The organism is Streptomyces sp. GB4-14 (assembly GCF_022696125.1).
GTDB lineage: Bacteria > Actinomycetota > Actinomycetes > Streptomycetales > Streptomycetaceae > Streptomyces > Streptomyces werraensis.
Window position 1 is genome coordinate 28,312 of record NZ_RZHO01000002.1, and the last position, 15,489, is coordinate 43,800.

General features: G+C 68.5%; 17 protein-coding genes and 1 pseudogene. 4 read left to right on the top strand and 14 right to left on the bottom strand.

Features of this window, described 5'->3' with window-relative positions; all coding sequences use genetic code 11:
• Window positions 1–444 precede the first annotated feature (444 nt).
• The 4 genes from ELQ39_RS01425 to ELQ39_RS01440 form a co-directional block, all read right to left on the bottom strand.
• Window positions 445–1,314, bottom strand: coding sequence for an alpha/beta fold hydrolase (locus tag ELQ39_RS01425; protein ID WP_242590692.1), 870 nt, complete (start codon window positions 1,312–1,314; stop codon window positions 445–447).
• A 177-nt stretch (window positions 1,315–1,491) separates the two neighbouring features.
• The gene (locus ELQ39_RS01430) at window positions 1,492–1,818 is read right to left on the bottom strand and encodes a DUF1048 domain-containing protein (protein WP_242590693.1); all 327 of its coding nucleotides are present in this window, start codon (window positions 1,816–1,818) and stop codon (window positions 1,492–1,494) included.
• A gap of 1 nt (window position 1,819) precedes the next feature.
• Window positions 1,820–2,176 (bottom strand): DUF1048 domain-containing protein, encoded by a 357-nt coding sequence (locus ELQ39_RS01435; RefSeq protein WP_242590694.1) that lies wholly within the window; start codon window positions 2,174–2,176, stop codon window positions 1,820–1,822.
• Window positions 2,173–2,499 carry a PadR family transcriptional regulator gene (locus ELQ39_RS01440; protein ID WP_190002251.1) on the bottom strand — a complete coding sequence of 109 codons (327 nt, stop codon included), beginning with the start codon at window positions 2,497–2,499 and terminating at the stop codon, window positions 2,173–2,175. Before ELQ39_RS01440 ends, ELQ39_RS01435 begins: the two co-directional genes overlap by 4 nt.
• Window positions 2,500–2,890: 391 nt before the next feature.
• Between ELQ39_RS01440 and ELQ39_RS01445 the strand changes: the two genes are divergently transcribed.
• Both ELQ39_RS01445 and ELQ39_RS01450 read left to right on the top strand, forming a co-directional pair.
• A complete protein-coding gene (locus ELQ39_RS01445) occupies window positions 2,891–3,484 on the top strand; it encodes a TetR/AcrR family transcriptional regulator (RefSeq protein ID WP_242590695.1) in 594 nt (197 codons plus the stop codon).
• Window positions 3,485–3,606: 122 nt separating this feature from the next.
• The gene (locus ELQ39_RS01450) at window positions 3,607–4,797 is read left to right on the top strand and encodes an MFS transporter (RefSeq protein ID WP_242590696.1); all 1,191 of its coding nucleotides are present in this window, start codon (window positions 3,607–3,609) and stop codon (window positions 4,795–4,797) included.
• Between the two features lie 19 nt (window positions 4,798–4,816).
• Here ELQ39_RS01450 and ELQ39_RS32635 read toward each other — a convergent pair.
• The 5 genes and pseudogenes from ELQ39_RS32635 to ELQ39_RS01475 form a co-directional block, all read right to left on the bottom strand.
• Window positions 4,817–5,140, bottom strand: a pseudogene (locus tag ELQ39_RS32635) (IS5/IS1182 family transposase); the annotation flags it as partial.
• A 59-nt stretch (window positions 5,141–5,199) separates the two neighbouring features.
• A complete protein-coding gene (locus ELQ39_RS01460; protein ID WP_242590697.1) occupies window positions 5,200–5,604 on the bottom strand; it encodes a hypothetical protein in 405 nt (134 codons plus the stop codon).
• Window positions 5,605–5,742: 138 nt separating this feature from the next.
• The gene (locus ELQ39_RS01465; RefSeq protein WP_190002247.1) at window positions 5,743–6,219 is read right to left on the bottom strand and encodes a hypothetical protein; all 477 of its coding nucleotides are present in this window, start codon (window positions 6,217–6,219) and stop codon (window positions 5,743–5,745) included.
• 99 nt (window positions 6,220–6,318) lie between these two features.
• Window positions 6,319–6,813 carry a hypothetical protein gene (locus tag ELQ39_RS01470; RefSeq protein WP_242590698.1) on the bottom strand — a complete coding sequence of 165 codons (495 nt, stop codon included), beginning with the start codon at window positions 6,811–6,813 and terminating at the stop codon, window positions 6,319–6,321.
• A 226-nt stretch (window positions 6,814–7,039) separates the two neighbouring features.
• On the bottom strand, window positions 7,040–7,558 hold the full coding sequence (locus tag ELQ39_RS01475; RefSeq protein ID WP_242590699.1) for a GNAT family N-acetyltransferase: 519 nt from the start codon (window positions 7,556–7,558) through the stop codon (window positions 7,040–7,042).
• 381 nt (window positions 7,559–7,939) lie between these two features.
• Here ELQ39_RS01475 and ELQ39_RS01480 point away from each other — a divergent pair, with 381 nt between their 5' ends.
• Complete coding sequence (locus ELQ39_RS01480; protein ID WP_242590700.1) at window positions 7,940–8,899, top strand: alpha/beta fold hydrolase; 960 nt, start codon at window positions 7,940–7,942, stop codon at window positions 8,897–8,899.
• A 157-nt stretch (window positions 8,900–9,056) separates the two neighbouring features.
• Here ELQ39_RS01480 and ELQ39_RS01485 read toward each other — a convergent pair whose 3' ends face one another.
• Complete coding sequence (locus ELQ39_RS01485; RefSeq protein ID WP_242590701.1) at window positions 9,057–9,452, bottom strand: STAS domain-containing protein; 396 nt, start codon at window positions 9,450–9,452, stop codon at window positions 9,057–9,059.
• Window positions 9,449–10,633: a PP2C family protein-serine/threonine phosphatase gene (locus ELQ39_RS01490; RefSeq protein WP_277994769.1), complete on the bottom strand. Its 1,185-nt coding sequence runs from the start codon at window positions 10,631–10,633 to the stop codon at window positions 9,449–9,451. Before ELQ39_RS01490 ends, ELQ39_RS01485 begins: the two co-directional genes overlap by 4 nt.
• 497 nt (window positions 10,634–11,130) lie before the next feature.
• Here ELQ39_RS01490 and ELQ39_RS01495 point away from each other — a divergent pair, with 497 nt between their 5' ends.
• A complete protein-coding gene (locus ELQ39_RS01495) occupies window positions 11,131–11,706 on the top strand; it encodes a snapalysin family zinc-dependent metalloprotease (protein ID WP_242590703.1) in 576 nt (191 codons plus the stop codon).
• 132 nt (window positions 11,707–11,838) lie between these two features.
• Here the strand turns inward: ELQ39_RS01495 and ELQ39_RS01500 are convergent, their stop codons facing one another.
• The 3 genes from ELQ39_RS01500 to ELQ39_RS01510 all read right to left on the bottom strand — a co-directional run bounded on the left by ELQ39_RS01500 (window position 11,839) and on the right by ELQ39_RS01510 (window position 15,484).
• The gene (locus ELQ39_RS01500; RefSeq protein WP_242590704.1) at window positions 11,839–14,364 is read right to left on the bottom strand and encodes a sensor histidine kinase; all 2,526 of its coding nucleotides are present in this window, start codon (window positions 14,362–14,364) and stop codon (window positions 11,839–11,841) included.
• Window positions 14,365–14,376: 12 nt separating this feature from the next.
• Window positions 14,377–14,703 (bottom strand): hypothetical protein, encoded by a 327-nt coding sequence (locus tag ELQ39_RS01505; protein ID WP_242590705.1) that lies wholly within the window; start codon window positions 14,701–14,703, stop codon window positions 14,377–14,379.
• Window positions 14,704–14,815: 112 nt separating this feature from the next.
• Window positions 14,816–15,484 carry a potassium-transporting ATPase subunit C gene (locus ELQ39_RS01510; RefSeq protein ID WP_242590706.1) on the bottom strand — a complete coding sequence of 223 codons (669 nt, stop codon included), beginning with the start codon at window positions 15,482–15,484 and terminating at the stop codon, window positions 14,816–14,818.
• Between the last annotated feature and the right edge of the window lie 5 nt (window positions 15,485–15,489).

Here is a 15,489-nt window from a genome sequence, read left to right on the forward strand (position 1 = left end):
GCGAGATGACGTCTGGGTGGTGCCTTCGCCGGTTCTGCACATGAAAGGCTGCGGCTTCGCGACCTGCCCCGCAAGTACTGCGGAGCTCCTTGCTGCCAGGCCGCCCACCGGCGCCGCGAATCCCCCTCTCGCGCGCACAGGCGTGCCCTGCCGCCCAGCCGGGTTACCAGTCGCGTAAGTCCTTGGTGAGTTCGCGGTGCCACTCGGTGCGGCGCGGTACGTACTCGCCGGGCGCCGGTCCGAGCGCGACGGGTTCAGTTGGCCTGACGCGGAAGCGCTTGGTGGTGCCGTGGCTGGCCTCGCTGCTGCAACGGCTTGCGCAGGGACAGCCGGAATGGGCTGCGTGAGCCTCGTCGGGTCACTGTTGTTGATGGGGTCGCCGGCGGCGTAGAGGTAGGCCGGTGCTTCCTTGCAGTGCTCTGCGGGAGGCGGCCCGGCGGTTTCTCACCCAGGACGTCCGGCGAAGAAGTCCGTAAGGGAGGATGCGAGGGCTTCTGGAGCCTCTTCGGCCACGTGATGCCCTGAGTCGATGCCGTGACCGCGTGCGTCGGGTGCCCACTGCCGCCAGATCTTCAACGGGTCCCCGTACAGGTCCTCGAGGTCGTCCCGGAGTGACCAGAGAATCAGTGCCGGGCACTGGATCTGTGTCCCGGCAGCGCGGTCGTCCTCCTCGTGCCGGCGGTCGATGGTGAGACCGGCGCGGTAGTCCTCCAGCATGGCCCGCACCACATCGGGGTTTCTCGTGGCCGCGCGCCACTCGTCATAGTTCTCCTGCCCCATGCTCCGGGGGTCACCGTGGTACCAACTGTCCGGATCGGCGTTGATGACCCGTTCGGGGATGTCCGGCTGGGCGAAGAAGAACCAGTGCCACCACTCCGTGGCGAACTTGGTCGTGATGCGGGACAGGTGCTCGGTGAGGGGCAGACAGTCGATCAGCGCCACCTGCGAGACCGCGTCGGGATGATCGAGTGCAAGACGCAGCGCGACAGCGCCTCCTCGGTCGTGCCCGGCCAGCGCGAACCGGGCATGGCCGAGGGAGCGCATCACCCCGACCACGTCATCGGCGACGGCCCGCTTGGAGTATCCCGCGTGGCCTGCCGTAGGCGCCGGACCGGTGGACCGGCCGTATCCCCGGAGGTCGGGGCAGACCACGGTGAACCCGCGTTGGACGAGGAGCGGGGCGACGCGATGCCAGGTCGCGGAGGTTCGGGGGTGGCCGTGCAGCAGCACCACCGGCGGCCCTTCCCCACCGTGACGAACGAAAATCGATGCTTCATCGACCTCAACCCGCCTGGCCTCAAAACCCTCGAACAAGGTCCGAGCCTCCCGCCCTCGTCGACACATCGCCACGGTACGTATCGGCCCGGGACTACCCGGTCCTCGCAGGCCCCTTCGCCGACGAGTGCTGAACCGACACTGCTTTCCTCATGCCCCGCAGATCCCGTGGACACAACTGCCGGACTCGTCACCCGCTGTCACAGGAGGCCTGTGCTACTTCCCGGCCGTGCCGGGGTCCGGATGGATGGACTCCTGGTAGAGATCCGCGTAGGTGCGGGAGTCCTTGATGAGGTCGTCGCAGAAGGCGGCGACATCGCTGCCGATGAGTTCCAGCACGCCCTTGCCGCTGGCCGCCCCTTCTTCGAAGAAGTCGACGATTCCGGGGAGCAGGGAACCGTCGAGCAGGTCGACCGGTCCGACCTTGAACAGGTACTTCTGCATCTCCTTGTAGACGATCCGATAGTCCGGTGGGAGTGCCTTGACACGGGCCATGTGCGCCCGCCACTGCTTCTTGCCCTCGATGATGTCCTGGATGCCCACGTCAGCCTCCCAGCCGGTTCAGTTTGCGGGCGACGTTGTTGTTCAGCTGCTCGCGCCACCGGTCGCGATACGTCCGCGCACCTTCTTCTCCGGCCAGCGCCCTGCAGAAGCCCGGGATGTCGTCGCCCAGGACCTCGCGGGCGCTCTGCCCCTCGGCCGCCGTCTCCTCGAGCAACGCGAGCGCGCCGTCGAGGATGGGCATGAGGCTGCGACCGGTGAAGTCGCCATGGGGCAGCAGCTGGACCTTGATCTGATCCCACGCCGCCCGGTGATCATCCGGAAGCGCCTGCGCCCGGGCTTCGAAGCCCGCCCATTCCCGGGTGAGATCGCTGCCGGTGATCTTTTCCCAGAAGTTCATTCCCCGCCCTCCTTGAGCTTGTTGATCCGCGATGAGAGGTACTGCCACTTCGTCCAGAACCGTGCGAGCTCTTCGCGTCCGGCTTCGTTGAGCGAGTAGAACTTGCGCGGCGGGCCCATCCCCGACGGCCGTTTCACCACCTGGACGAGCTTGTTGCGCTCCAGCCGCAGCAGAATGGTGTACACCGTCCCCTCCACGACGCCGGTGAAGCCGAGTTGGTTCAACTGCCGAGCGATGGCGTACCCATAGGTCTCCTCCCTGCCGATGATCTCGAGCACGCATCCTTCGAGCGTGCCCTTCAGCATCTCCGTCAGGTCGTCCACCGCAGCTCCTCTCCCGTCAGCAGTACCCTGTATCAACGAGTACCACTATACAGTATCACTGAGTAGTGGGCGCGTGGCCACTCCGGCACGCTCACCTCCGGGTGTCGCCGGCCAATGCGGCGGATCACTCCTGGCGCTCCCCTGGGCGGGCGGCCTGCTCGACCTTGCGGGCGTCGTGGGCTTCGCGACATGGGCTGCCCATCACCTCGAGGAGGTCTGGCCGTGCCTTTGGCGCTGCTTGCCGCAGGGGTGTCGCGCCCAGAAGGGGGAGCTTCGCTTAGGAGCCAGGGTGTCCCGCTGCTCGCTCCACACCGGGGGCCTCAGTGATAGTGATCGGGAGGCTTGCGAACACGTATTGCAACGACCGATCCAAAATGGCTAAGCTGGCGGCATGGCCCGACCGCGGATGTTCGACGAGGAACGAGCCCTGGACGCGGCAATGCACACGTTCTGGGAGAAGGGCTACGAAGCCACCTCCACCCAGGACCTGTGCGAAGCCACCGGGCTGGGGCGCAGCAGCATCTACAACACGTTCAAGAGCAAGCACGACCTGTTCGAGCGTGCGCTGGCCCACTACATCGACACCATGACGACCGCCCAGCTGGCCGTCCTGGAGGACACACGGCGCCGCGCCGCCGACCGCATCCGCGACCTGTTCGCCATGGTCGTCGACGGTGAGACCGAGCACCGGGCCGACGGCCGCGGCCTGGGCTGCCTGACCGTGAACACCACGGTCGAACTGGCCGCTCGCCACCGCCGGGCGGCGGAACTGCTGGAACGCGACACGGCCCGCAGGCTCGCCGTGCTGCGCGCGGTGATCGAGGAGGGTCGCCGGGACGGCAGCATCACCTCCCGGCGCGACGCCGGAGCACTGGCCCGCTTCATCAACGCGGCGATCGGCGGCATGCGCATCTCCAGCCAAGGCGGCGCCGACCGGACCGCACTGGAGTCGATCGCCGAAGTCACCCTCGACGCACTGAACTGACCCACGCGTGACCCGGGCAGTGCCTACGCGTGTCCGCGTTTTGAACTGAACGATCCATAACTCTCATCGCTCCGCCACCCGGCCTCCACGCCGGTCGGCGTCGACTCCAAGGAGACAAGACCGTGCCCCGTGCCGTATACGTCCTGGCACTTGGTATCTTCGCCATGGTGACCAGCGAGTTCGTGGTCGCCGGGCTGATGCCGCAGATGGCCGACGGCCTGAACGCCACCATCCCGCAGATCGGATACCTCATCACCGCGTTCGCGGTGGCCATGGCGGCCGGCGGGCCGTTCCTCACCATGGCGCTCATGAAACTCCCGCCACGGACGGCACTGATGGCGCTCTTCGTCATCTTTCTGACGGGCAACGCGCTGGCCGCCACCGCGACCGGCTACTCCACGATGATGACCGCGCGGATCGTCACCGGCATCGCCTCACAGGCCTTCTTCGGTGTGGGCATCTCAATGTGCGCCCAGATCACCCGCCCCGAAATCCGCGGCCGGGCGATCGCGGTCGCGATGAACGGCCTCATGCTCGGCACCCTGCTCGGACTCCCCGTCTCCACCCTGATCGGCGAACGCTTCGGCTGGCGCGCCGCGTTCTGGGCCATCGCCGCGATCACCGTGATCGCCGCCGTGGCCACCTGGTTCGGTGTGCCCCGCATCGAACGCGCCGAAGGCGGCGGCGGCTTCCGCCAGGAACTCGGCGTCTTCAGGAAGCTCAGGCTGTGGCTCGTGCTGTCCACCAGCACACTCGTCATCGGCGCCACGTTCTCCGCTTTCAGCTACTTCAACCCCATCCTGACCGACCTCGTCGGCTTCTCCACCGGTGCCGTCCCCCTCCTGCTGATCGCCTACGGCGCCGCCACCGTCGTCGGCAACAACATCGTCGGCCGCTTCGCGGACCGCCACACCGTCCCTGTCCTCGCCATCGGCCTCGTCCTCAACAGCGTGTTCCTGAGCGGCTTCGCCCTGCTCGCCGACCTGCCCGCACCGGCCGTCATCTGCATGATGGGCATCGGCCTGGTCGGCGTCACCATGAACCCGGCCTTGGCGACCCGCGTCCAGCGCACCGGAAACGCCAGCCCGCTGGTCAACACCGTCCACTCCTCCTTCATCACCCTCGGCATCATCCTCGGCTCCTCCATCGGCGCCGTCGCGATCGACACCTGGGGTCTGCGCGCCCCGCTCTGGCTCGGCGCAGTCACGGCCCTGGCCGGTCTGGCAACCGTCCTGCCCGACCTCGCCCGCCGCTCCACCCCCGCGAAGGGCCTTGCCTCCGCGCGCCCTGCCGAACAGACAGAACGGGTGTGAGCCATTGCGTCACCCGGCAAGGCGGCGGTGACAGATCGCGGTGCGACCGGCGGAAGCCGCCCAGCTGGCTCACGGTGCGCTCGACAGTCCACCGCTCTCTCCCCAGTCGAGTCGAAGGCTCGACGCTCTTACGGGCGATACGGGAGTAATACGCCGACTGCGAAGTCACAGCCACAGGTGGTCGTGGTCGTAACCCTTGTCGGCGTGCAGTTCGGAGGGGCGGCGCCGACGAGGGCCACGCCGGGAACGGATCGGTGGGATGCCGCCGGACCAAAGGCCCAAGCCTCAGGCCGCCATGGGTTTTGGCAGCGGAAATGCCCACCGGTAGCAGAGTCCCGCTCCGCCACCACACCATGGGGCGACAGCAGATCGTTCAAAGAGTCATGAAACCCGCTACGAGATTCATTCACCCAGGCTGGGCGCCCCGAAACGGTTGAACCCGGCGAGGCGCGGCGAGACGACGAAGGGGAAGGATTCGCCGTCGGGGGTCTTGAGAGCCGCCACGATGTCAGGTTCCGGTGCACCGAATATCTCGAAGTGCTGCACGGTGCAGTGCTCCATCACTCCGCGGATGTACGGATCCGAGAGCCGCCAGTGGACGCGGATGGCATCGGAGTCGCGGTAGAGCTGGAAGCTGTGCGCCAGCATCCGCTCCTCGTCGATGAAGACTTCGACCATGAGCTGAGGGCCGTGCTCTTGAGCGAATGCCACCGCCTGCGCGATGGCGCGCCGGAAACCGTCGAGGTGACCTTCCTTGATGCGCATGGTGTTGCGGAAGAGAATGGTGCTGCTCTCTGCGATCTTCATACGCCGAGTGTTGCACCTCAACCAAGGTTGAGGTCAAGGGTGCAGCCCAGCCAGGGAACCGGCGACGACGTACACCACCAAGTGAGACAACATCTAAGGAGTGTCTCCGCAGAAGAGTTCCCGCATCGGTGGTGCGCTTTACCCCATGACCGCGCGGGCCGCGTCCAGAAAGGCCAGCCGGTTGTTCTCCAGGTAGTCCCGCACGCTTTCACCGTCGGGCAAGCCTTCCCACACCGTCCGGTTGAGGTCGAGGAAGTAGGCGCGTGCCGCGTCGTGCACGGGCAGCGGAAACTGTATACGGATGAGCCGCTCCGCGACCCACAGCCTGTTCATCACGTCCTGGGTCTTGAGGAACCAGGCGTCGGTGTCTTCCCACTCGGAAGGGCGACTGAAGGCGGAGCGTTCGGCCTCGGCCGTCACCTCGATGAACCGCTCCAGCAACGCGAGCCGTTCCGCACGCCGGGCCTCCGACAAGGCGTCCTGCTGCCGCTGCTGTTCAGCGCGTTCCGCCGAGAGTTGAGTCTTGTGCTGAACAAGGTAGGACAACAAGCCGCCGAGTACGACGCCGCCCAACGATATGAGTGACACCCAGACCTGACCTGACATGACGGTCATCGTGCCATGCCGTCGATCTTTGGGGCCATGTCGCCGAGACAGGTGTGACCATGGCGTCCGAGCCGCAACGGTGCCCCGTTCACCGGGCTGAGCCCCGCGTCAGCTTTCATCGCGGCGTGAGGGAATCCCGGCTGTCCGTCGCTGACCGGGCCACATGTCGTCATACGCGGCGTCAAAGAACTGCACCTGCAGCTCGCGCAGCGCGGACGCCTCTGCGTGCTCTCCTCGGGTCACCTCTGCAAGGCGGACCGCATATCGGTAGGCAGCACCCCGTAGGGGCTCGCTTCTGGCCGAAAGGTCGATCTCCGCGTGCGCGAGCCACAAGTCGTCGACGAGTCGGTCGATCACCGGATCGGCCGCGCCGACGCCGACGTGCGGAGACGTGAGCACCGCCTTCTCCAACTGCGACGCGATGCTCAGGAACTTCAGGGTCACATTCTTCAGCTCCGCACGGTGCGCGGCTGACTCCTGCATCTCCAACTGCCGGGTGCTCGCCCGTGACACCAGGTACTGGCCGAGCAACGACCCGCCAGCGCCGAGCGCAACACCGGCCAAAGACAACAGCGCCGGCCCCAAGGTTCCCCAAGATCCCATGAGGTCAATCTCTCAACTCGCTGTCGAGAGAGCCGAGCTGCTGTGTGCAGCCCCTGCCCAGCTCGTGACCGCTCGGGATACCCCGGCCACGTCCCGCAGACTCTCACCGTCAGGCAAGCCGCCTCACAGCATCCGGTCGCGCCCCATGGAGTAGGCACTGCCCGCGACTGGCACGAGCAGGACGAGGAACGACGCGTCCGCCGAGATCCGCGAACATGATGTGGCCCTATGTGAGTTCCTTCCGCATCAACGTGCACATCGTCTCGTGGCGGCGCAACGATCCGTCTGGGGCTTGCTCGTCCCACGAGGCCGGCTGACGATCGTACGCGACGTAACCCAGCCTCTCGTAGAGCGCACGTGCCCGGGGGTTGCTTTCCTCGACACCGAGCTCGGCCTGCCGCAGACCACGGATCCCGATGCGCAGTTCCGCGGCTTCGACAAGAAACGTGCCGATTCCGCACGACTGCACTGCGGGGTGAACTGCCAGCTGCCACAAAGTGCCCACCCCCTTCTTGACTTGGTAGTCGACTCCCCCTTTCGCCACAGGGACATCCGTTGCAGGGCAGACCGCAAGGTAGTCGACCTCACCCGTCCGTGCACGTTTCAACTGCTCGGCGACGCCGGCCAGGTGGTGTTCGGAGCCTGCCCACCCGCACGACACCAGGTCCGCATGCACCAGATCACGGGCCGACAGCTTCAACACGGCGTTGCTCAATGTCAGTACCTCCGGCGAGCCAGCATCCATGCCGATCGCACAGGTCGGGAAACGGTTTCCTGTGCACACACTTCTGACTGCCGGGGCACTGCTCAGTCCGCCGCGAAACCGGTGGGTGGTAGAGCGGAGTGTCGCCCAGTTGCACGGCTTCCGGCTGCTGCGAGTCCGCTGGGAACGTCGGGCCGACATCCACGTGGTCCTCCCGAGAGTGACCGAGGGTTCGGGGGGCTCGCCCCCGTTTCCCAAGTGATCGAGACATCGCGGAGGTCCGAGTCCCGGCCGAGCGAAGGCGACCACGGTTCAGGCGACAAGCGGCCGAGCTTTCACCCGATCGGCTCGGTCCGAGTGCCGTATGCATGGGTGACACGGAGGGTCGAACCGATCGATCGTTGCCTCACAGGAAGAGTGCACATGAATCACATACGGTCCGTTCGACGTGCCCTGCCCTTCGCAGTCCTCCTGCCCGTTACGGTGCTGATGGCCGCCGGCCCGTCCGCGGCGTCTCAGAACGGTGGCGACGTCTCACCGGAGTCGAAACCCACCGTCGTCCTGGTGCATGGCGCCTGGGCTGACGCGTCCGGCTGGGACCAAGTCACCAAGAGCCTCCAGGCTCGTGGCTACCCCGTGGTCGCCACCGCGAATCCGCTGCGCAGTCTCTCCGGTGATGCCTCCTATCTGGCTGCCCGACTGAAGACGATCAAGGGACCGGTCGTGCTGGTCGGGCACTCGTACGGTGGCGCGGTCATCACCAACGCCGCAGCCGGTAACCCGAACGTCAAGTCACTCGTGTACATCGCCGGGTTCGCCCCGGACAAGGGCGAGACACTGGAGCAGATCCTCGGACGGTATCCCGGCAGCCAGCTCACCGACGACCCCGAGGCGCCAGTTCCGACGTCTTTGGACGCCGTCCCGTACGGGAGCGGCAGCGGCGACGTGGATCTGTACATCAAACCGGACAAGTTCAGCAGCGTGTTTCTGAGCGACCGCCTCGGAGCAAGCGAGGCCAACGTCCTGGCCGCGTCGCAACGGCCCCCTGCCGCCGTGACCGTGGGGGAACCGAGCGGGCAGGCCGCATGGAAGTCCATTCCCTCGTGGTTCCTCGTCGCGACTGATGACCGAACCATCGGAACCGAGAATCTCCGGTTCATGGCGGAACGAGCCGGCTCGACCACCGTTGAGGTCGACGCCCCGCACGCCGTCCTCGAAACCGATCCGGACGACGTCACGGCGCTGATCCTGCAAGCTGCGGACGGCTCGCGTCCCAGTCTCGCGAAGACCGGCTCGCGGGACCACACCGCGTGGCTCGGCGGTGCTGCAGTGCTCATGACCGCAGGCGGCATGCTCGTGACGGTGCGAGCCCGACGCTCCTGAGGCACAGGTGCTGCCGGACGTCGTTCCGCACGCGGACGGGCCACAGCGGCTCGAGGACGTGCCGGTCCGTCACCACATGAACGCGACCGTGACCGGACCACCGCGATTCGGTTCGCGTCCATGATCGAGGGCCTCGGACCAGGCCGTTTCCTCCCGATCACCCTGCTGGCCGGTCGGGCACCGCGTCGGGGGCGGGATAGCTGTGCAGTACCTGGTCCACGCCGGTCAGCGCCAGCATGTGGCGCACGGGTTGACTGGGTGCAACCAGCACAAGGCGGGCGCCGGTGGTTCTGGCTGTGCGGTAGGCCGCGATCAGGCAGGTCAGGCCGGAGGAGTCCAGGAACGTCACGCCGGACAGGTCCAGGAGAACGCTGTCACCGTCGGCGAGCAGCAGCGACTGCAGGGTGTCGGCGAGTTGGCGAGCGGTGTGGAGGTCAAGGGTGCCTTGGACCGTGATCAGGTGGCGGTCGGTGCCTGTCCGGCGGACGTCGAGGTGCAGGGCGGGCGGCTGGTGGGCGTGCGCTGTGTCCTTGCGCGGGTGTGGGTGGTTCACGGGGTCAGCTCCTGCTGGTGGCCGCCGCGCCACTCGCTGAGCAGGACGGTGGCGTCGTCGTCGAGCTTGCCGTCATGGTGTTCCATGACGGCGTTCATCAGCCGGCGCAGGGTTTCGTGCAGGGTGTGCCGGCCGGAGTGGTGGCGGCGGATGAATTCGACGAACCGGTCCCGGCCGAACTCGGCTCCACGGGCGTCGCGGGCTTCGACGACGCCGTCGGTGTACAGCAGCAGGCGATCGCCGGGTTCCAGCTGCTCGGTGGCCATGACGACGGGCAGGCCGAGGTCGGATCCCATGGGGCCGGCCGGAGGACAGGACAGATCAGTGGTCCAGCGGCTGTCGCGGATCAGGATGGGCAGGTGGTGGCCGCGGTTGATCCACGTCAGCCTGCCGCTCTCCATGTCCAGGTCTGCCAGGATCGCGGTGACGTAGCGGCGGGCGTCGAACTGCTCGATCAGGGCGCGCTCCACTTCTTGGCTGGTCTCGGCCAATGTGGCTCCCTGCCGACGGGCGTTGCGGCAGGCTGCCACGGCGACGTTGGCGGTGATGCCGGCGGTGGTGTCGTGTCCCATGGCATCGAAGACGCCCAGGTGGAGGGTGCGACCGGCCACGGCGTAGTCGAAGGCGTCCCCGCCGACCTGGTAGGCGGGCTCCATGACCGCCCCGACCGTGGCGTCGTCCCCGGCATAAGCGGGCGGCGGGGTCAGGTTCCACTGCATCGCCGCGGCCACGTTCATCGGCTCGGTGCACACCAGACGCGCGTAGGAGTCGCTGAAGGCCCGGTTACTCAGCACCAGCAAGGCCGTCATCGACGCCAGGTCCTTCAGGGCTCGGCGGACGGGTTCGGTGTCGGTGTCGGTGTCGGCCCGCAGCACCCCCAGACGCTCCACACCGTCGGTGACAGCCACCCACCAGCGTCGCCGGGCACCGCTGCCCACCCGGACCCATGCGGGTTCGGGAACCACCTCCACCCGCTGGTAGGCCTGGCCGGGCAGACTGCCCGACACGGTGAACTCCTGGCCTCCCTCCCCTGCGCCGGGCCCACGGCCGGTGAGCTGGCGCAGCACCGTCTCCCGCAGGTCCACCAGGAACAGAGCCGTATCGTGCATGTCCGCCGCGGCGGCATGATCGGCGATCAACCGCGGGAGCTCCTCGAGCGTGGCCGCGTGGCTGGCCTGCATCAACCGCACCAGCGACACCGCGCTGCTTTCCGTCACGCCCCTGGCTCCCCTCGCCGGGCGGGTGCACAAGGCCCTGAGCGACGCACCGCTTCGTGGCTCAGGCCGTTGCTGTGCCCTGACCTCTCAAGTATCCCGCTCCGCGACAGAGCGCACCCGCCCGGCAGCGAAAAGCGGGCTCTGGTAGCAACCTACGAGGAGCAGGCGGGCGGCCGAGGTCACCAGTACGGCCCGGCTGGAGCTGTACTCCGGCACGGTCTGCGAGAGCGCCGCCGTCCGGTGCTCGGGCTCGCTGCCCCCGGGTGAAGTCGCCGTTCCCCTCAGCGAGTATGACGGAAAATCGACATGACAGGTACATGACTGATCAAGGTGTCCCGGCGTACCATCGCATGGCCCCGGAGGGCGTTCGACGGTATGTCCGACCCCACCGGACAGCTCAGCCGCTGCTTTGCCACCCGGTCCTGCGAGGGCCGGACCCTCCCCACGGAACAGGAGCAGCAATGCCCCTCACCATATGGATCAAGGCCGGCACGTCCGCGACCGCGCTCGTCCTCGCGACGGCGGGCGTCGCATCGGCCGACCCGGCCGTCGAACAGCCCCACGCCAAGGCGGCGGTGGTGACCCTCCGCTACGACGACAGTCGTGCCGCGGGCTGGGAAGCCGCCATCGCGGCCGGCGTCGCCTCGTGGAACGCCAACGTCAGCAACGTGAGGCTGGTGGAAGCGGCGCCTGGCGGCCCCGCCGAGATCGTGATCGTCGCGACGGCGGGCTGGCCGCAGGCCACCCTCGGTCCCGTCCGTCCCGGTCGCCAGGTCCGTGTCGAACTCGGCAGCCAGGCCGTGAGCGACGGCTACAACAAGACCCGGATCGCCGCCCACGAACTGGGGCACAGCCTCGGTCTGCCGGACACCAAGCCCGGCCCGTGCTCCCAGCTGATGTCCGGCTCCAGCGCCGGCACGGCCTGCACCAACGCCGTTCCCAACGCGACCGAACGGTCCCGCGTGCAGTCCAACTACGCGAGTGCCGTCGCCGCCTCGGCCCCCGTCGACGGCCGGACCCTGGTGGACGCACCCTGATCCAGGCTTCGCGACCCGACGCTTGGAGCGCGCGGCCCGGTGGACGCGCCACCACTTCCGCTGCCCACCCCGCTGGTTCGCCGTCCGTGGGACCGGCGGGTCGCGGCGGGACGTGTCGAACGCCAGCTGCCCCTACGAATCCGGCTGTCGCCCACGTCGCTGCGCCGCCGTCGGCAGGGTGAGGACCATCGTCAGGCCACCACCTGGGGTGTCCTCGGCGTGCAGGCTGCCGCCGACGGCCTCGGCGAAGCCGCGTGCGACCGCGAGGCCGAGGCCGACACCGTTGCCGCGAGGGGAGTCGCCGTGGCGCTGGAACGGCTCGAAGATCCGCTGCTTGGACTCGTCCGGGACTCCGGGGCCACGGTCGACGACCCGGACCTCGACCCGGTCGGCCACGGCGCTGGCGGAGACCAGGACGCGCTCCCCCGGCGGGGCGTACTTCACCGCGTTCTCGACGACGTTGGCGACCGAGCGTTCCAGCAGTCCTCGGTCGACGTCCACCATGGGCAGGGATTCCGGAATGTAAAGGTCCACACTGTCTTCGGGGACGCCGCCGAGTGCCATCGGGACGACCTCGTCCAGGTCGGTCTCACGGATGATCGGGACAACGGTGCCGGTCTGGAGACGGGACATGTCGAGCAGGTTGCCGACCAGGTGGTCGAGGCGGTCGGCGCCTTCCTCGATGGCCTCCAGCAGTTCCGCCTCGTCCTCCTCGGACCATGCGACGTCGTCGGAGCGAAGTGAGGTGACGGCGGCCTTGATGCCGGCCAGCGGGGTGCGCAGGTCATGGCTGACGGCTGCGAGAAGGGCGGTGCGGATGCGGTTGCCCTCGGCGAGCTGCTTGGCCCGGTCGGCCTCCTGCCGCAGGCGCCGGCGGTCCACGGCCACCGCCGCCTGAGCGGCGAAGGCGGCCAGCACCCGACGGTCCTCCGCCGGCAGGACGCGCCCGGTCAGGGAGAGGGCCATGTGGTCGCCGACCGGGACGTCGACGTCGGCCTCGTCGGGTGTGGCGCAGGGGCGTGGACCCACGCTGCCGACGCAGGTCCAGGGCACCACGTCGCTCTCCCGCTCCAGCAGCGCCACCGATTCCATGCCGAAGGTCTCGCGCACGCGTTCCAGCAGCTCTTCGAGGCTCGTCTCGCCCCGCAGGACGTTGCCGGCGAGGAAGGAGAGGATCTCCGACTCGGCGCGCAGCCTGGCGGCCTGGTGGGTGCGGCGTGCCGCGAGGTCCACCACGGACGCCACCGAGACGGCCACCCCGACGAAGACCACGATGGCGAGGATGTTCTTCGGGTCGGCGATGGTCAGCGTCCGCACGGGCGGGGTGAAGTACCAGTTGAGCAGCAGCGAACCGGCCACCGCGGAGGCCAGCGCCGGCCAGAGCCCGCCCAGCAGGGCGGCCGCCACCGTCAGCGTCAGGAGCAGCAGCATGTCGTTGGCGAGGCCGGCGTCGGGTGCGGCGCCGGTGAGGAGCAGGGTGAGCAGAACGGGGCCGAGGACGCCGACCAGCCAGGCGCTGAGTACCCGGGACCGCCCCAGGCGCGCCAGGCGGGCCGCCGGCAGTCCTCGGCCCTTGCCCATCTCGTCGTGCGTGACGAGGTGGACGTCCAGGTCGGGACCGGACTCGCGGGCGACCGTGACGCCGACGCCCGGCCCGAGGACGTACTGCCAGCTTCTGCGCCGGGAGGCACCGAGGACGATCTGGGTGGCGTTCACTCCGCGGGCGAAGTCGAGGAGGGCGGCCGGTATGTCGTCGCCGACGACGTGGTGGAAGGTGCCGCCGAGGTCCTCGACCAGGGTGCGCTGGACGGTCAGCTCGCTCGGGGAGGCGGCGGTGAGTCCGTCGCCGCGGGATATGTAGACGGCCATGACCTGGCCGCCGGCGCCCTTCTCGGCCAGCCGCACGGCCCGCCGGATCAGGGTGCGGCCCTCCGGGCCGCCGGTCAGCCCGACCACGATCCGTTCCCGGGAGCCCCAGATGGCCGAGACCTGATGCTCGCTGCGGTATGCGGTCAGGTAGGCGTCGACCCGGTCGGCCACCCAGAGGAGGGCGAGTTCGCGCAAGGCGGTGAGGTTGCCGGGACGGAAGTAGTTGGACAGGGCCGCGTCGATCTTGCCCGGCGTGTAGATGTTGCCGTGCGCCATCCGGCGGCGCAGCGCCTGCGGCGACATGTCGACCAGCTCTATCTGGTCGGCGCGCCGGACGACCTCGTCCGGGACGGTCTCACGCTGCCGCACCCCGGTGATCGACTCGACCACGTCGCCCAGCGACTCCAGGTGCTGGATGTTGACGGTCGACACCACGTCGATGCCTGCGGCGAGCAGTTCCTCGACGTCCTGCCAGCGCTTGGCGTTGCGGGAGCCCGGCACGTTGGTGTGGGCCAGCTCGTCGACCAGGGCGACCTTCGGGGCGCGGCGCAGCACGGCGTCCACGTCCATCTCGGTGAACGTGGCGCCCCGGTACTCGAGCTCCCTGCGCGGTACCTGTTCGAGGCCGTGGAGCATCACCTCGGTGCGGGGCCTGCCGTGGTGCTCCACGAAGGCGACCACGCAGTCGGTGCCGCGTTCGATACGGCGGTGCGCCTCCGACAGCATGGCGTAGGTCTTGCCGACACCGGGTGCCGCGCCGAGGTAGATCCGGAGCTTACCGCGTGCCATGTCGTCCCTCGGTCATGCCTCGTAGCGACAGCCCATGCCGGGCTCGGTGATCGGACAGCCGGGGTGGGAGAGGCCCTTCTCCAGTCTGCGACGCAGCGGAGCCATGCGGACACGCGGGGAGTTATTCAGGTCGTCCATGCCGAACGGCTGGGTGACGTGGCCGTCCACGTCCGGCAGACCCAGGTCGAGCCGGACGACGTGGGGCCGCCGCGCGGCAGCGAGCCGCGGGGCCGTGGCCCCGTCGGGTGCTACGTCCACCCCGCGGTGACACGTCTGCACATGGATCACCAGGGGCCGCGTGAGCTGCGGGTCGTCTCCCGCCACGGGCATGCGGGTCATGTGCGTGGTCTCTCCTGTCGTACGTCGGGCCGTTGGCGCCGGCTGGAGATGCCGGCGCCACGGCGAGGTGGGAGCCGGCGGGAGCGAGGCGTCCCGCCGGCTCCGTGGGCCGTCAGCCGCGGGCAAGGAGTTCCTTGAGGGCGATGTTGAGCTCCAGAACGTTCACGCGGGGCTCGCCCATGAAGCCGAGCACGCGGCCCTCGGTGTGCTCGTCGACGAGCGACCGGACCTCGGCGACGGGCAGGCCGTTCCTCTCGGCGACCCGGCGGACCTGGAGGTTCGCGTACTGCGGGGAGATGTCCGGGTCCAGTCCGGAGCCGGAGGAGGTGACGGCGTCGGCGGGCACCTCGGACGACTCGACCGTGTGGCCGGCGGTGGAGTTGGCCCTGGCGACGGCGGCCTTGGCGTCCTTCACCCACTCCACGAGCTCTTGGTTGTCGCCGGACCGGTTGGTCGCGCCGGACAGGATGAGCCGGTACTGGGTGTTGACGCTGTTGACGCCCAGGCCGTTCTGCGGACGGCCCTGGAACCACTTGAGGTCGGGCGCCGGGCTGTCCTGATCCTTCTCCAGCGGCAGGCTGTAGTTCTGCCCGATGAGGGAGGAGCCGACGACCTTGCCGTCCGCCTTGATCTCGGAGCCGTTCGCCTGTCCGTTGAACAGCCCTTGCGCGATGCCGGTGATCACCAGCGGGTAGACGACACCGGTCACCAGGGTCAGCGCGAGCAGGGCCCGCAGGCCGGCTCCGAGCATCCGGGCCGTGTTCGTGAGGGAGTGGGTCATGACGA

Coding starts and splice junctions, on each gene's coding strand:
- ELQ39_RS01435 (WP_242590694.1), bottom strand. CDS start 2,176: ATGAACTTCTGGGAAAAGATCACCGGCAGCGATCTCACCCGGGAATGG.
- ELQ39_RS01445 (WP_242590695.1), top strand. CDS start 2,891: ATGGCCCGACCGCGGATGTTCGACGAGGAACGAGCCCTGGACGCGGCA.
- ELQ39_RS01460 (WP_242590697.1), bottom strand. CDS start 5,604: ATGAAGATCGCAGAGAGCAGCACCATTCTCTTCCGCAACACCATGCGC.
- ELQ39_RS01465 (WP_190002247.1), bottom strand. CDS start 6,219: ATGACCGTCATGTCAGGTCAGGTCTGGGTGTCACTCATATCGTTGGGC.
- ELQ39_RS01470 (WP_242590698.1), bottom strand. CDS start 6,813: ATGGGATCTTGGGGAACCTTGGGGCCGGCGCTGTTGTCTTTGGCCGGT.
- ELQ39_RS01475 (WP_242590699.1), bottom strand. CDS start 7,558: ATGGATGCTGGCTCGCCGGAGGTACTGACATTGAGCAACGCCGTGTTG.
- ELQ39_RS01480 (WP_242590700.1), top strand. CDS start 7,940: ATGAATCACATACGGTCCGTTCGACGTGCCCTGCCCTTCGCAGTCCTC.
- ELQ39_RS01490 (WP_277994769.1), bottom strand. CDS start 10,633: ATGCAGGCCAGCCACGCGGCCACGCTCGAGGAGCTCCCGCGGTTGATC.
- ELQ39_RS01495 (WP_242590703.1), top strand. CDS start 11,131: ATGCCCCTCACCATATGGATCAAGGCCGGCACGTCCGCGACCGCGCTC.
- ELQ39_RS01500 (WP_242590704.1), bottom strand. CDS start 14,364: ATGGCACGCGGTAAGCTCCGGATCTACCTCGGCGCGGCACCCGGTGTC.
- ELQ39_RS01505 (WP_242590705.1), bottom strand. CDS start 14,703: ATGACCCGCATGCCCGTGGCGGGAGACGACCCGCAGCTCACGCGGCCC.
- ELQ39_RS01510 (WP_242590706.1), bottom strand. CDS start 15,484: ATGACCCACTCCCTCACGAACACGGCCCGGATGCTCGGAGCCGGCCTG.